Origin of the sequence: uncultured Pigmentiphaga sp. (assembly GCF_937950555.1) — a bacterium.
Taxonomy (GTDB): Bacteria; Pseudomonadota; Gammaproteobacteria; order Burkholderiales; family Burkholderiaceae_B; genus Pigmentiphaga.
In genome coordinates, this window is record NZ_CALFCW010000045.1 from 1 (window position 1) to 13,886 (window position 13,886).

Genomic DNA, 13,886 nt, shown 5'->3' on the forward strand with positions numbered 1-13,886 from the left:
ATCCGCGTCAGCGTCAGCGTCAGCATCCGCATCAGCATCCGCATCGGCATCCGCGTCCGATTCGTCATCATCGTCGTCGTCATTCAACAGCGCCGCGCCCAGGCCGATGGCGGCCAGGCCTGCGAGCAGCCATGCAGGAACGGCGCTTCCGGCGGGAAGCATGCCCATTACCTGTTCGACGGCAACGATTTCGGTGAACGAGAACCCTGACCAGGGCGAGCTGTATTGGCCCCACCAGAGCACGCCGCTGGCGTCCTCCAGGATGAGTTCGCTGCGAGCACCATCCGGCCCAGGCTGGAAGAAGTTGGCAATCGTGATCTGCTGCCCGGACTTGAGCTTCAGAATGAGGTGTTGCCCGTTGCGCTCGAACGCCGCCACCGATTCCGGCCCGAAAGGCAGTTTGACGACGCCTGCGGAATTAAGCGTGAGATCACCCACCGGAAGTTCAGTGGTTGCCCCATCAACCTTGTTTGTGACCGATATGTTCATGCAGCTACCTTTGCATCGTCCTGTTTTATGTGGTTGAGCCACGACTCAGGCTCAAGCGGAACCTTTCGAATAATTGGTGCGGCGAAAAACCGCCTATTTTTTCGCGCTTCCCACAACATTACTCACCGCGGGCGCAAAATCCAACTAAAGACCTGCCTATTTCTTTCAAAATAGATATTCAAAACATTGCGAATATCTATTTTCGAAAAACAATCGCCAGCTTCGCCCGAGGAAAATTATTTCGCGCCACCTTACTCGACGCCAAATGCACGCGAATCATGGTTTTCCCGTATTTTTGGCATGATCCTTACGGATGCTTACCATAATCCAACCTTGCGCCTAATATTATGACGACGAAAATAAAATTGGACCGAACCGTAAACTGACCAACATCAAGTGTGATATTCACAGAAAATAGATTCGCCCATTTTTCAATTAATCGAAAACTTGCGAATATTTAATCGGACCCCGGTTTTGTGGAATAACCTCACGTCGGTTTTCTTCCTGCAGGCCGGTTTCGATTTATTCCGCCGATGCCCCCGGGCACTTGCTTGACTGTTCCATCCGGCTTCGAACAAGGACACCACATGAGAATCACTACCGTTGCAGCCGCCCTAGTCGGCACCCTGGCACTTGCCGCCTGCTCTGCTCCCCAGAAGCGCGAAGAGCCCAAGGATCCGATACAGATCACGCAAGACCCTTCAGGCTTCCAGAACATCGAGGCCCAGGTCGGCAAGCTGCCCTCTCAGTTCCTGCGCAATGGCAAGCCACTCGACATGAATCGCTTCGCCCAAGTCAGGCCGGGCGCGACCAAGCAAACCGTGATCAATGCGCTGGGCCAGCCCGTGCAAGCCGGCGCCAACGGACGTGCGTTCGACTACGACCTGACCCTGCCGCTGCAAGGCCAGAACGTCCTGGTCTGCCAATACCGGGTGAATTTCGACGCGCGGGATACGGTGACGTCCACGATGTGGCGCCGTCCGCAATGCCAGGCGATCGCCGACGCGATGAAGCCCGCGCCGGCCCCGGTTCCTGCGCCCGCGCCCGTGCGCACCATTTCCATCGCGGCGGACGTGCTGTTCGATTTCAACAGCGCCCGCCTCACGCCTGCGGGGCAGGCCGAGCTAGACCGTGCCATCGCGCCGCTGCGCGGGGAGTCGGCGCCGTATGAAGTGCATATCGTCGGGCACGCGGACCGGATAGGGTCGGCTGCCGCCAACCAGCGGATTTCCCTGGAGCGCGCACAGGCCGTCCGCGATTACCTCGTCTCGAAGGGGCTTTCGCCTTCCCGCGTGAGCGTCGAAGGTCGCGGCGCATCGGAACCCGTCGTGCAATGCCAGGGCGTACGCGGCGGCGCCGCGCTGCGTGAATGCCTGGCGCCCAACCGCCGCGTGACGTTGAACATCCGCAGCATCCCCGGCACCGCGCCCCAGGGCCGTTGAACCTCGCTAGAAGAAGAGAGAAGAATGCAGGCGGCGCCTATGCCGCCGCCTGCAGGCGCAGCGCCCGCACCCGCCCGCCGGCCTGCAGATAACGCAGATACGCCACCAGCCCCGACAAATAGTGCTCGACGTCGTCGATGCGCACGCGGAAGGCATGGTGCCGGATGAAGAAACTGCCGACGATGCGCGCCGGGTTGCGGAAATACATCGCATACTCCGGCCAGAAATGCCCGTTCTGCAGATAGTGGGCGCGCCGCTCCAAGGCCTCGTAGAAGGCATCGAGGTCCACCGCATTCAATAGCGGCCGCATCTCCGGGTACATGACAAGCCGCTGCAACATGGTCTCGGCGGCCATCATCAATTCGAGCAGAGTCGGGAAAGTCGTAATGCGATCCCGGACGAAGTCCAGGTAATCGGCGAAGTTCTTGATGCCGAACTCGAAATACTTCGCCTGCGGCCGGTAAGTCGTCAACTCGTTGACGCAATAGCTCAGCCAGTGATCGTGCGCCTTCCAATGCTCGGCGGAAAGGAAATAGTCGAACGCGCGGACCACGGCCTCGAGCCAGCGCGGCTCGCGCGTCAGGCCGTATAGGCGCATCAGCCCGAACGCCGCCTCGCCGTCGTAATAGATGATGCGGAACGGCTCCTTGACCGAGAGGTCCGGATAGTTCAGCACGTGCACGAAGCGGCCCGTCGCCGGGTCCTGCATGAACAGGACGCCCTCCGCCAGCGCCGCCATCAGCGCATGATGGCGATCGGTGCCCGTGACCTGCGCATACTTGCTCAGCGCCAGGAGGCATACGGCATTGCCGCCCAGCTTGACCTCAGAGCCATCGACCAGGAACGCGCCGCGGCGCCCGTCCGGGAGCTCGGCCTGTGCGATCAGCTTGGTGGTGAGATAAGACAGCGAGCGATCGATGGCCTGCTTGAGTGTTTCATCGCGCGTCACTTCCCACGCCTCGATCATGGCGTAGGTCGTGCTCGCGTGTCGCAGGCTGTTATAGGCGTTGATGGGGCGGTCGAAACAAGGATGCCATCCGTAATGGAACTTGCCACTCTCCTGGACCTGCGAAGCGAGGTACAGGGCGCCGCGCTCGATCAGCTCGAATACGTCTTGGTCAGTCAGGCGGTCACGCACCCTGCGCCCGGCGTTGCGCCCCGGGCCGTACAAGAGATGGGTTCGGGCCTCGAGCGCATCGCGAAAAACCCCCCGCGTCGACAGCACATAGACCGCCCTGTCCCTGCCGGGGTCGAGTTCGGTTCCAGCGCCATAGCGATTGGCAGCATACACATTGAAGTTATGCAGGTTGACCGTGGCGTGCGCGACCTCGTTGCCGCCATAGAGCATGGCGTTGCCGTTGAGCTCTTGCTCCAGGAAGGCGATCTTGAGCCCGCGGTCCAGCGCCACGCCATAGCGGTAATAGTTCCGCTTGGTCTTGGCGAGCTCTTCCGACCATGCCTTCATGGTCGTCTCCCGCACCTCCTCCACCCAATCGATGCGCAGCCAGCGCACTTGCATGCCGCGCCGCTGCACCAACTGTTCGAGCTTCTCGGTGCCGGCAAGCCACGCGCTGGCGAAATCCGATGCGCTGGCGTGGCGCACGCGCGCGCGGGACGTGCCATCGGAAACCGAGAAAAACAGGGTGCACGCCGGCCAGTCGCCCCCCGGTGAACGGAAGTTCGCTTCGACGTGCGGACGGACCTCGGCAAGAAGCTCAGAAAGATGCATGCAGGGAAAAGAGGAACGACGAACTCCGGGACTGCCGAATCCTAACCGCCTATCGACGGCGCGTCCATCCGGACCCGAACCGCCATACCACTTCCGGCGCGCCTCGGCCAAGGCGCCGCGGCGTGCCAATCGGGCCCTGCCCTCCCATGCAAGGGCTTGACCCAGCCTAGACGTAACCAATATAGTTACGACAAAACACCCCGCGGGCCTTTTCATGAGTTCCAACAGCCGGCTGACGATCGCAATACACATTTTGGCGTGGATGTCCCTCGTGGCGAGAAACAACCCCGACCCGGTCACGTCCGACCGCATCGCCGCAAGCGTCAACACCAATCCCGTCGTCATCCGGCGCATCCTCGGGCGATTGTCGAAGGCGGGCCTCGTCAAGAGCCATCGCGGGGCCCATGCAGGATGGACCTTGGCGCGTGCCCCGCAGGCCATTTCCCTGCTCGACGTATATCGCACGGTGGAAGACGCGCCGTTGTTCGCCCTGCATGCGTCCCGCCCCAATCCGGCCTGCCCCGTTGGCTGCGGAATACAACCGGCGCTGAGCCGCGTCTATGCATCGCTCGGCGAGGTACTTCACGAGCACATGGCGCGCATCACCATCGAAGACATGCTCGCCCAGATACTGAAGCGTTCCAAGGAGTCCCCAAGCAGGCGGAAATAAAGGAACGAACACCCCGCCAGGCAAGGTTTTTTTGCGCCCCTTGATGTAACCATTATTGTTACGACATAACGGAACTGCCATGAACCTCCGACTTCTCACCCTCGCCTTGGGCACCTTCGCCATCGGCACCGACAGCTTCGTGATGGCCGGCATCCTGCGCGAGATTGCGCAGGATTTCGGTGTCGGCATCGACGCCGCGGGGCAAATGATCACGGCGTATGCACTGTCCTACGCCATCATGACGCCCGTCATGGCCGCCTGGACGTCGCACTGGCCGCGCCGCTTCGTATTGGGAAGCGGGCTCCTCGTGTTCACGCTCGGCAATGCGCTGACTGCGCTGGCAGCCAGTTTCGAAATGGGGTTGGCGGGCCGGATCCTGGCAGGCGCCGGTGGCGCGCTCTACACGCCCGCAGCCAGCGCCGCGGCGGCCGCCCTGGTCGCCCCCGAACAGCGGGGGCGCGCGCTCGCCGTCGTCATGGCTGGCTTGAGCGGCGCTACCGCGCTAGGCGCCCCCATCGGGACGCTCGTGAGTGGGCTGGGCGATTGGCGCATGACCATGTGGTGGGTCACCGGCCTAGGCCTCCTCGCGGGCACGGGCATCGCCCTCGCACTTCCCCGGCTCGTGGGAACCGCTAAGCTGACCCTGGGCGAACGCCTTGCCCCGCTACTCGACCCCCGCGTGGCCTGGACCCTGGGAACGACCCTGCTCGTATTGGCAGGGCTGTACACCGTCTATAGCTACGCCAGCGTGGCATTCGAGCGCGCGACGGACGGCCGCAGCGACATCCTCGCCATGCTGATCGCAATCTGGGGCGTGGCGGCCACGCTTGGCAATCTCGTCGCAGGCGCGTTGACCGACCGGTTCGGCAGCCGCTGGATCATCAACATGGCGATCATCGCCGTGGGCATCGACTTCGCACTCATGCCGCTATCCAGCGCCGCACTGCCGACCTCCATCGCGGCCCTCGTCGCATGGGGGCTGTGCGGCTGGGGCCTGATCGTTCCCCAACAGCACCGGCTGATCGGCATCGCCCCGACGCGCGCGCCCATCCTGATCGCGTTGAACGCCTCGACGATCTACCTCGCCGTCGCCGCGTCGGGCGTGCTCGGGGCCGCCATGATCCGGATCGTCACGCCGTACGGCCTGGGGCTCGTCGGCGCGGTCTTGATCTTCCTCGGCTTGGTTACCGCAGAAGTGGCGCATCGGAAGATCGAGAAACCCGGCCATGGCGTTTCCGATCGTCCCGGGCAAGCCAGCTCCTACCACCACTGATGGAAATGATGCACCGGCCCGTTGCCCGAGCCCACGCCCAGGCTGTCCGCGTGCCGAATGGCCTCGGTCAGGTAATGCTTGGCGCGCTTGGCAGCTTCCGGCACGTCTTGGCACTGCGGCAGCAACGCGGCCAAGGCAGCCGAAAGGGTGCAACCCGTGCCATGCGTGTTGCGGGTGTGGATGCGCGGCGCAGCCAGTTCGATCATGCGATCGCCGTCGTGCAGCAAATCGATGGCCATGTCGCCGGGCAAATGGCCGCCCTTGAGGAACACCCAGCGCTCGCCGCTATGGGCGAGCTGCTCGCGCAGGCGCTCGGCCACGCGGCGCATTTCCTTGACCGTGTCCACGGGGCGTTGCTCGAGCAAGACGCCGGCCTCGGGCAGGTTCGGGGTAATCATGGTGACTTGCGGCAGCAAGGCCTCGCGCAGCGCGCCGACCGCATCGCGGGTCAGCAGCGAGTCGCCGCTTTTCGCGACCATGACCGGGTCGAGCACGACGTAGGGCGGCTTCCAGTGCGCAAGGCGTTCGGCGACGATTTCGGTCACCGGCCGGCTGCCGAGCATGCCGATCTTGACGGCATCGGCCGGCACGTCGGCGAACAAGGTATCGATCTGCTGCGCCACGAACACGGGCTCGACGGGCCGCACGCCCGTCACGCCGTGGGTATTCTGCGCGGTCAGTGCCGCGATGACGCCGCACCCGTAGGCGCCGAGTGCGCTCATCGCCTTGATGTCGGCCAGCACCCCTGCGCCGCCGGACGGATCGACGCCCGCGATAGTAAGTGCCTTGGGAATGGGTTTAGCGGCTGACATGAAAACCTCGTGCAAATGGACGACGCCGCCTCACGGCGGCTGATGCCGCCAAGTATAGTGTGCCGTCCGTCCGGGGCGGGGCGGCATGAGCCGTTTGCACGAAGCCTGCCCGGCGCCCGCCGTGCGCGAAGGCGGGTAACATAAGGGCCCGCTCTCCCTGCAACCGCCCTCCCTGCAAGAGGCTCGCCATGATTTACGAAATCGCGCAGATCGAAATCCGACCGGGCACGCAAGAAGCATTCGAAGCCGGCGTCCAGACGGCAGCGCCGCTGTTCCAGCGGGCCAAGGGCTGCCACGGCATGCAGCTCCAGCAGACGCTGGAAGACGCCAATACCTATTTGCTCGTGGTGCAATGGGAAACGCTGGAAGACCACACCGTGCACTTTCGCGGCTCGGAAGACTTCAAGGCCTGGCGGGCCTTGGTGGGCGAGTATTTCGCCAAGCCGCCAGTGGTGTGCCACACCACCACAGTCGCCAACCCCTTCTGAGGCCAAGCCTTACGGGGGCCAAGGCCGCGCCGCGGCGCGCGCCTGCCCCTAGGCGAGTTTCTCTTCGACGCCGTACTTTTCGAAGAACACCCGCACCTCTTCGGCCGGACACGGCCTCCCCACGAAATACCCCTGGATCTCGGTGCACCCGGCCATGCGCAATTGGTCCCACTGCGCCTGCGATTCCACCCCTTCGCCCGTGGTCTGCATGCCCAGGCTGTGGCCCAGGTTGACGATGGCCTGCACGATGCGCGCGGACTCCGGATTCGTACAAATGCCTGCCACGAAAGCCATGTCTATCTTGATGCGGTCGGCGGGGAACCGGCGCAGGTACAGCAGTGAGGAGTAGCCGGTGCCGAAATCGTCGAGCGCGATCCGCACGCCCATGCTGCGCAGTTCGTCCAGCGTGCTGTGCACGTAGGCCGTGTTCTGGAGCAGCACAGTCTCGGTGATCTCGAGCTCGAGGCGCTCGGCAGGCAAATTCGCGGCCTTCAGCGCGCCGCGCACGTGGTCCAGCAATTTTCCGCTGCGAAACTGCCATGCCGAAACGTTGACGGCCACGCGCACGTTGCCTGGCCACTTGGCGGCCTCGGCGCACGCCATGTCGAGCACCCACTTGCCCAGCGGCACGATCAGGCCGGTTTCCTCCGCCACCGCGATCACCTGCGGGGCGCCCAGCTCGGCAAGGCGTGGCTCACGCCAGCGCAGCAGGGCCTCGAAGCCTTCCAACCGGGCCGTTTGGGTGTTCACGAGCGGCTGGTAATACAGTTCGAACCCATGCCGCTCCAGCGCCTCGCGCAGCGCCGTCTCGGCCACGCGGCGCGTCGCCTGCGCCGCATCCATGCTCTTCTCGAACATGCGCCACCGGCGCCGCCCTTCCCCGCGCGCGCACAGCAGCGCCGTTTCGGCGTGGTTCAACAGCGCGTCGGCATCATCGCCCGGCCTGGACAAGGCAACCCCGACGCTTGCGCTCAGGACGATCCGGTAATTGCGCACGTACCAGGGCTCGGCGATGGCGGCGATGAGGGATGCCGCCAGCACCCCGATGGACTCCGGATCGGAAGCATGGCGCACCACCGCGAACTCGTCGCCCGCCACGCGCGCGACGAAATCCTCAGGCCGGGTCGCTGCCTGGATGCGCTGGGCGACTTTCTTCAGCGCGAGGTCGCCCACGTCCTGCCCCAGCTCCTCGTTCACGTCCTTGAAAACGTCGAGGTCGATCAACAACAGCGCCGTCTGCGCGCCATCAGGCGGTTCGGGCCTGCGCGACAGGGTTTCGATGAAACTCAAGCGATTCGGTAGCCCGGTTAGCGTGTCGCAGCGGGCCATGTCGTAGGCGGCGCGCGCGATTTCATATTGGTTCCTCAGCTGCCGGCTGCTCAGCATGAAGCAGACGCCGATGATGATGCACAGCAAGGTCGCGCCGCCGACGATGACCCACGCATCTTCCCGCCAGCTCGCCACGACGGTGGACACGGGCACGCTAACCTGCAGCACGACCGGATACGCCGAGGGCACGGCGACCGCAGCCAGGCGTCGCACGCCGTCCACCGTGCTCGTCATCTCCACCGCCTTGCCTTCGCGCATGACCGGCAAGCCGTGATCGCCCTCGTGCAGCGCCATCAGGCGCTTGCCGATCACTTGCCGCGGCAGCGGATGACCCGCCAGCAGATGGCCGTCCGAACGATACATGGCGATCTCGGTCTGCTCGCCGGCCTTGATCTGTTCGTAGAACTCCTCGAAGTACGCCGTCGGCATGCTGCCCACCGCCATGCCCAGCAGCGCACCCTCGGCATCGCGCACCTTGCGCGCAAAATAAATCGTCCATCGGCCAGAGGCCGGGCTGAGGTAAGGCAGGCTCAGGAAGGTCTCTGCCTGCCCATTGCGGTGCAGCGAACGGAAAAATTCGCTACCGGAGAGATCCACGTACGGCGACGACTGGGGACGCGAGGAATTGAGCAACACGCCGTCGCGGCTCACCACCGACAGCGCATCGACGTAGCTCAGGCTGCTGGCCTTGGTTTCGAGCAACTCGACGATCTCGCTGCTGCCGGCCAACTGCACGAAGGGGTCATGCGTGTGGCCGCCCCGCTCTTTGATGCGGTCGGCGATATCTTGCTGCGCTCCCTCGACCGCCTCGAACGTGCGCTCGACCTCTTCGGCGAGGACCATCGCCAGATTCGTCAATTCGCGCGATTTCGCGGCGATGGCGCGCTGATGCAAATTGTTGACCAACGCCGCCGCGGAGACGGCAATGAGGACGATCAGGCCGCAGGCGAGTGCGGCGAGGAACCGCGCACGCCCCGTGGTCGGGACAGCAGGAGCCTGCGTCGTGGGGCGCGGCCCAGGTGTAGGAGCATACATAATGAGTTGGCAGGCCGCCCCTGAATCCTGTGATATTGCTAGACTAGCGATCGCCGCGCAGGCCGTACGGCCATAGGCCGGTTAAAATTGCCCGTTTTCTTACGGTTTTCGTTAATTCCTAATTATCTACCATGAACGCAGCCACTTTTCCAGACGTCGAACAAGCCCGCTTCAACATGGTGGAACAGCAAATCCGCCCGTGGGATGTTCTCGACCAGAACGTCCTGGAACTGCTCTTCAAGGTGAAGCGGGAAGACTTCGTACCGCCGTCGATGCGCTCCCTGGCCTTCGTCGACACCGAGATTCCGCTGCGCTTCGACGACTACGACAGCGGCGAATGCATGCTCGCTCCCAAGGTGGAAGCCCGGCTGCTGCAGGAACTGGCGCTCAAGCCCAGCGACAGCGTGCTCGAAATCGGCACCGGCTCGGGCTATCACACCGCCCTGCTGGCCAGCATGGCGCAAACCGTCACCTCGGTGGAAATCCTTCCCCGCCTTGCCTCGTTTGCCCAGGCCAACCTCAAGCGCGCCGGCATCGCCAACGCCACGGTGCAGGTCGGCGACGGCAGCAAGGGCTGGGGCTCCACGGAATACGACGCCATCCTCGTGACGGGCTCGGTGCCGGAAGTGCCGGATAGCCTCAAGTACCAATTGCGCGTGGGCGGCCGCCTGGCGATCATCGTCGGCCAGAACCCGATCATGACCGCACTGTTGATCACCCGCACCACGGCCGCCACGTTCGAAACCACCTCGCTGTTCGAAACGCTGGTCAAACCCCTGCGTGGCGTGACTGTCTCCAAGTTCAAATTCTGACCGGAGTCTCCGTGCTGCCCACACGCGCAAGGCTGTACGTCCCGACGCTATGCGCTCTGCTGAGCGCGTGCGCATACTTTTCCCCGGCCGCGGCCTTGGACCTTGCGCAAGCCTACCAAGCCGCGCTGGCCAACGACGCCACCTTCGCTTCCGTGCGGGCCGCATACACGGCAACTCTGGAGAAACTCCCGCAGGCCCGCGCGGGGCTGCTGCCCTCGATCGGGCTGACGGGCACCCGCGCGGAAGCCTCCACCACGCGCCTGCCGGGGGTGCAGTACACCAGCGAGAGCTACACGCTGCAATTGACGCAGCCGCTCTTCCGCTGGGCCAACTGGCAAAACTACGAGCAGTCCAAGCTGCAGCTCGCCATCGGTGAAACACAGCTCGCGCAGGCACGGCAAGACCTCATCCTGCGCGTGGCCCAGGCCTACTTCGACGTGCTGGCGGCGCAAGACAACCTCGCCTTCATCCGCGCGCAAAAGGCAGCCATCGAAGAGCAGCTCGAAGCGGCCAAGCGCAACTTCGAGATCGGCACCGCCACCATCACCGACACGCACGAAGCCCAGGCACGCTACGACCTCGCCGTGGCGCAGGAGATCCAGGCCGAATCCGAGCTCACGGTACGCACCAGCGCCCTGCAGCAAATCATCGGCCAGGCGCCCGACACCCTGGCCAAGCTCCCGGAGTCGGTCAAGGTACCCGCGCCGGAGCCCGCCAAGCTCGAAGCCTGGACGCAGCAGGCCGCCGCCAACAACCTCGCCGTCGCGCAAGCCAGCCTGGCCACCGAAATCGCCAAGCGCGACATTGAAATCGCCAAGAGCGGCCACTACCCAACCGTGGACCTGACGGCCAACATCGGCCGCTCGCGCGGCTTGGTCGGGCAGAACGTGGTCAACGATTTCTACACCACGCGCTCGGTAGGCGTGCAGGTATCGGTGCCGATTTTCTCCGGCTTGGGCACGAGCGCGCGCGTGAATGAAGCCGTGGCCCTGTCGGAGAAAGCCCGTCACGATCTCGAAGCGGCGCGCCGCGCCGCCGTGCAGAACACCCGCGTCGCATTCCAAGGCGTCAACGCCGGCCTTGCCCAGGTCCGCGCCTTGGAAGCGGCGCAGGTTTCCAGCCGCAGCGCGCTGGAGGCGAACAAGACGGGCTATGAAGTCGGCGTGCGCATCAATATCGACGTGCTGAACGCGCAGCAGCAGCTCTACTCCACGGAACGGGATCTTGCCAAGGCGCGCTATGACGCGCTGATGTCGGGGCTGCGGCTGAAAGCGGCCGCGGGCATCCTCTCGGAAGACGACGTCGCGAAAATCAACGCGCTGCTGCGGTAGGCAGAGGCTCGAGGCCTTGTCGAGTTCTTGACCCGCCCCCAGGCCGGAAAAGGCCTCCTACCCCAACCACCCTCTCACCGCCCGCATCACCCGCTGCGTCGCACCCGCATGGGCGGCGCTGAAACGCGCGGCGGCCTCGCGCATGGCGGCGCGGCGCGCCTGGTCGTCGATCAACTCCAGGGCGAGGCGCCAGGCGGCGCGTGCATCGTCGGCGCGCAGCGCGGCGCCGGCTTCGATGGCGTCTTCGGAGGCCTGGGCGAAGTTGAAGGTGTGTGGGCCGACGATGACCGGGGTGCCGCAGGCACAGGCCTCGATGAGGTTCTGGCCGCCGAGGGGCGCGAAGCTACCGGCCACGATGGCGACGTCGGCAGCCGCGTAGTAGAAGGGCATTTCGCCGAGGCTGTCGCCGAGCAGCACTGCCGTGTGGGGGTCGGGCGCCGTGACGGGCATGGCGCCGAGGCGCGATCGGCGCTGCATGGCCAGGCCGGCAGCCTCGACCAGGGTGGCCACTTCGTCGAAGCGTTGAGGATGGCGCGGGATGAGCACGGCCAGGGGCGCGATGCCGGCCGGGGTGCGGGGCATCTCGCGCATGGCGGCCAGGATGGCCTCCTCTTCGCCTTCGCGCGTGCTCGCCCAGGCGATGACGGGCCGCGCGAGCGCTGCGCGCCACGCCGCGCCGGCCTGCACGAGCTCGGGCGGCAATTGCAAGTCGAACTTGAGGTTGCCCACCACCATCGGCGCCTGCGCGCCGACCTGGCGCAGGCGATCCGCGTCGGCTTGGGTCTGGGCCAGCACGGCATCGAGCCGCGCATAGGTGCGCCGGGCCAGGCTTGCCACGCGCAGGGCCTTGCGGGCGGAGGCAGCCGAGAGGCGCGCGCTGACGAGCGCGATGGGTACGCCATGGTGCCGGGCGCCCGCCACCAGGTTGGGCCACACTTCGGTTTCAATGAGCAGGCCACAGCGCGGCGCGAAGTAGCGATAAAACCTTCGCACGGCGCCGGGCATGTCGTAGGGCAGCCAGGCCTGGCGCAGTTGGCCGCGGGCGATGTCTTGTTCGAACAGGCGGCCGCCTTCGTTGCGCCCGGTGGCCGTCATGTGCGTGAGCAATACGGGCAGCCCGCGATCGAGCAGCGCGCGGACCAAAGGCTGCGCGGCGCGCGTTTCGCCCAGGCTCACGGCATGCACCCACACCGGTGCCGCCTGGAAGCCGGCGCGCGCGGGCGCGTCCTTGCCCTTGCCGTAGAAACCGAAGCGCTCGGCGGGAAACACGCCATAGACTGGCTCGCGCCGGGCGCGGCGCCAGATGCGCCACAACAAGAACGGCGTGGCGACGCGCCAGAGCAGCGAATACAAGGCCTGCAGCAGGGCGCCGCGCATCAGCGTGCCGCTCCCGTCGCGCCTTCGGCCGGCAAGGCCTGGCCCAGGGCCGCCAACACCTGCTCGCACGAGGGCGGCGTGCCACGCCCGCCCAGGCTTGCGGTGAACGCTGGGCCGGTGACGGGCGCGAGCGCAGGATCGTAGTCGGCATAGATGCCGATGGTGGGCCGGCCCAAGGCGCCGGCCAAGTGCGTGAGCCCGCTGTCCAGGCCGACCACCACCGCCGCCCCCGCCAGGACGCCCGCCACGTCGGCGAGCCCCATGCGCGGCAAGGCCTGCGCGCCGGCAATGCCCTGGATCAAGCGCTGCGCGCGCGCGGATTCTTCTTCGGTGCCGGCAAAAACCAGCGGCGCATAGCCTGCCACCGCCAGCCGCTGCAACACCGTGCGCCACGCGTCCTCCGGCCACAGCTTGGTCGGCCGGCTCGCCGAAGGCATGATGGCCGCATAGCGTGCCGGCAAGCCCGCCGGGGGCTCGGCACGGATGCCGAAGTCCGGCGGCCCGTCGAGTTCATACCCCAGCGACAAAGCCGCCATTTCCCGCATGCGCACCACCGCGGATTGCTCGAACACCACGCGATGCCGATGGCGGTAGAACAACGAAGCGAAAGGGTCGCGCGCCGAGCGCAGGTCGCCGCCGTGCACGGGCCCATGCGCCAGGCGGGCCACCATGGCGGACTTCCAAAGCCCCTGCATGTCGATCACCGCGTCGTAGCGATGCGCTTGCAATGCCTGCTTGAATGCCGCGCGCTCGGCCCGCACCGACGCCGACCACCACGCCTTGCGCCAACGGCGCAGCGCCACCGGAATCACCGCGTTCAGCTTGGGATGCAGCGCAGGAATGGCGGCGAAGGCTTCTTCGGCCACCCAATCGATCACCGCGCCGGGCACATGGCGAGCGATGTCGGACACGGCAGGCAGCGCATGGACGATGTCGCCCATGGAGGAGGTCTTGACGAGCAGGATGCGGGGCACGGACGCAAGCCGGACAGGCCGGCACGGGGGAAAGCGCGAATTTTAACCGGTCGGTGGGTGCGGAAGTGGGCGCCCCGCGCGAACGCCATGCCATGCCACGCCAAACTTGCGCGGGAAAAGGCCGG

The 13,886-nt window shown here is 65.4% G+C and carries 12 protein-coding genes; 6 read left to right on the forward strand and 6 right to left on the reverse strand.

Annotated features, from left to right (window positions below; genetic code table 11):
- On the reverse strand, positions 1–489 hold a 489-nt coding region (locus Q0319_RS11830; protein WP_299452737.1), incomplete at its 3' end, for a BapA prefix-like domain-containing protein.
- A 587-nt stretch (positions 490–1,076) separates the two neighbouring features.
- Between Q0319_RS11830 and Q0319_RS11835 the strand changes: the two genes are divergently transcribed.
- Positions 1,077–1,931, forward strand: a complete 855-nt coding sequence (locus Q0319_RS11835; protein WP_296468367.1) for an OmpA family protein — start codon at positions 1,077–1,079, stop codon at positions 1,929–1,931.
- Positions 1,932–1,968: 37 nt separating this feature from the next.
- On the opposite strand, the gene Q0319_RS11840 is transcribed toward Q0319_RS11835, so the two are convergent.
- Positions 1,969–3,660, reverse strand: a complete 1,692-nt coding sequence (locus tag Q0319_RS11840; protein WP_299452740.1) for a Mur ligase — start codon at positions 3,658–3,660, stop codon at positions 1,969–1,971.
- A gap of 214 nt (positions 3,661–3,874) precedes the next feature.
- On the opposite strand from Q0319_RS11840, the gene Q0319_RS11845 reads away from it, so the two are divergent.
- Together Q0319_RS11845 and Q0319_RS11850 are read left to right on the forward strand one after the other, a co-directional pair.
- On the forward strand, positions 3,875–4,330 hold the full coding sequence (locus Q0319_RS11845; RefSeq protein WP_296468363.1) for an Rrf2 family transcriptional regulator: 456 nt from the start codon (positions 3,875–3,877) through the stop codon (positions 4,328–4,330).
- 79 nt (positions 4,331–4,409) lie between these two features.
- Positions 4,410–5,603, forward strand: coding sequence for an MFS transporter (locus tag Q0319_RS11850; RefSeq protein ID WP_296468361.1), 1,194 nt, complete (start codon positions 4,410–4,412; stop codon positions 5,601–5,603).
- On the opposite strand, the gene thiD is transcribed toward Q0319_RS11850, so the two are convergent.
- Positions 5,591–6,415 (reverse strand): bifunctional hydroxymethylpyrimidine kinase/phosphomethylpyrimidine kinase, encoded by an 825-nt coding sequence (gene thiD / locus Q0319_RS11855; RefSeq protein ID WP_299452744.1) that lies wholly within the window; start codon positions 6,413–6,415, stop codon positions 5,591–5,593. The genes Q0319_RS11850 and thiD overlap by 13 nt on opposite strands.
- Before the next feature lie 188 nt (positions 6,416–6,603).
- Here thiD and Q0319_RS11860 point away from each other — a divergent pair, with 188 nt between their 5' ends.
- Positions 6,604–6,903 carry an antibiotic biosynthesis monooxygenase family protein gene (locus tag Q0319_RS11860; protein ID WP_296468357.1) on the forward strand — a complete coding sequence of 100 codons (300 nt, stop codon included), beginning with the start codon at positions 6,604–6,606 and terminating at the stop codon, positions 6,901–6,903.
- 48 nt (positions 6,904–6,951) lie between these two features.
- Here the strand turns inward: Q0319_RS11860 and Q0319_RS11865 are convergent, their stop codons facing one another.
- Positions 6,952–9,267 (reverse strand): EAL domain-containing protein, encoded by a 2,316-nt coding sequence (locus tag Q0319_RS11865; protein WP_299452746.1) that lies wholly within the window; start codon positions 9,265–9,267, stop codon positions 6,952–6,954.
- A gap of 131 nt (positions 9,268–9,398) precedes the next feature.
- On the opposite strand from Q0319_RS11865, the gene Q0319_RS11870 reads away from it, so the two are divergent.
- Both Q0319_RS11870 and Q0319_RS11875 read left to right on the forward strand, forming a co-directional pair.
- Positions 9,399–10,079: a protein-L-isoaspartate O-methyltransferase gene (locus tag Q0319_RS11870; protein WP_299452749.1), complete on the forward strand. Its 681-nt coding sequence runs from the start codon at positions 9,399–9,401 to the stop codon at positions 10,077–10,079.
- A 32-nt stretch (positions 10,080–10,111) separates the two neighbouring features.
- Positions 10,112–11,410: a TolC family outer membrane protein gene (locus Q0319_RS11875; RefSeq protein WP_299452789.1), complete on the forward strand. Its 1,299-nt coding sequence runs from the start codon at positions 10,112–10,114 to the stop codon at positions 11,408–11,410.
- Between the two features lie 57 nt (positions 11,411–11,467).
- On the opposite strand, the gene Q0319_RS11880 is transcribed toward Q0319_RS11875, so the two are convergent.
- Positions 11,468–12,787, reverse strand: coding sequence for a 3-deoxy-D-manno-octulosonic acid transferase (locus tag Q0319_RS11880; protein WP_299452752.1), 1,320 nt, complete (start codon positions 12,785–12,787; stop codon positions 11,468–11,470).
- Positions 12,787–13,761, reverse strand: coding sequence for a lipopolysaccharide heptosyltransferase I (gene waaC / locus Q0319_RS11885; protein ID WP_299452755.1), 975 nt, complete (start codon positions 13,759–13,761; stop codon positions 12,787–12,789). Before waaC ends, Q0319_RS11880 begins: the two co-directional genes overlap by 1 nt.
- Positions 13,762–13,886: the final 125 nt, after the last annotated feature.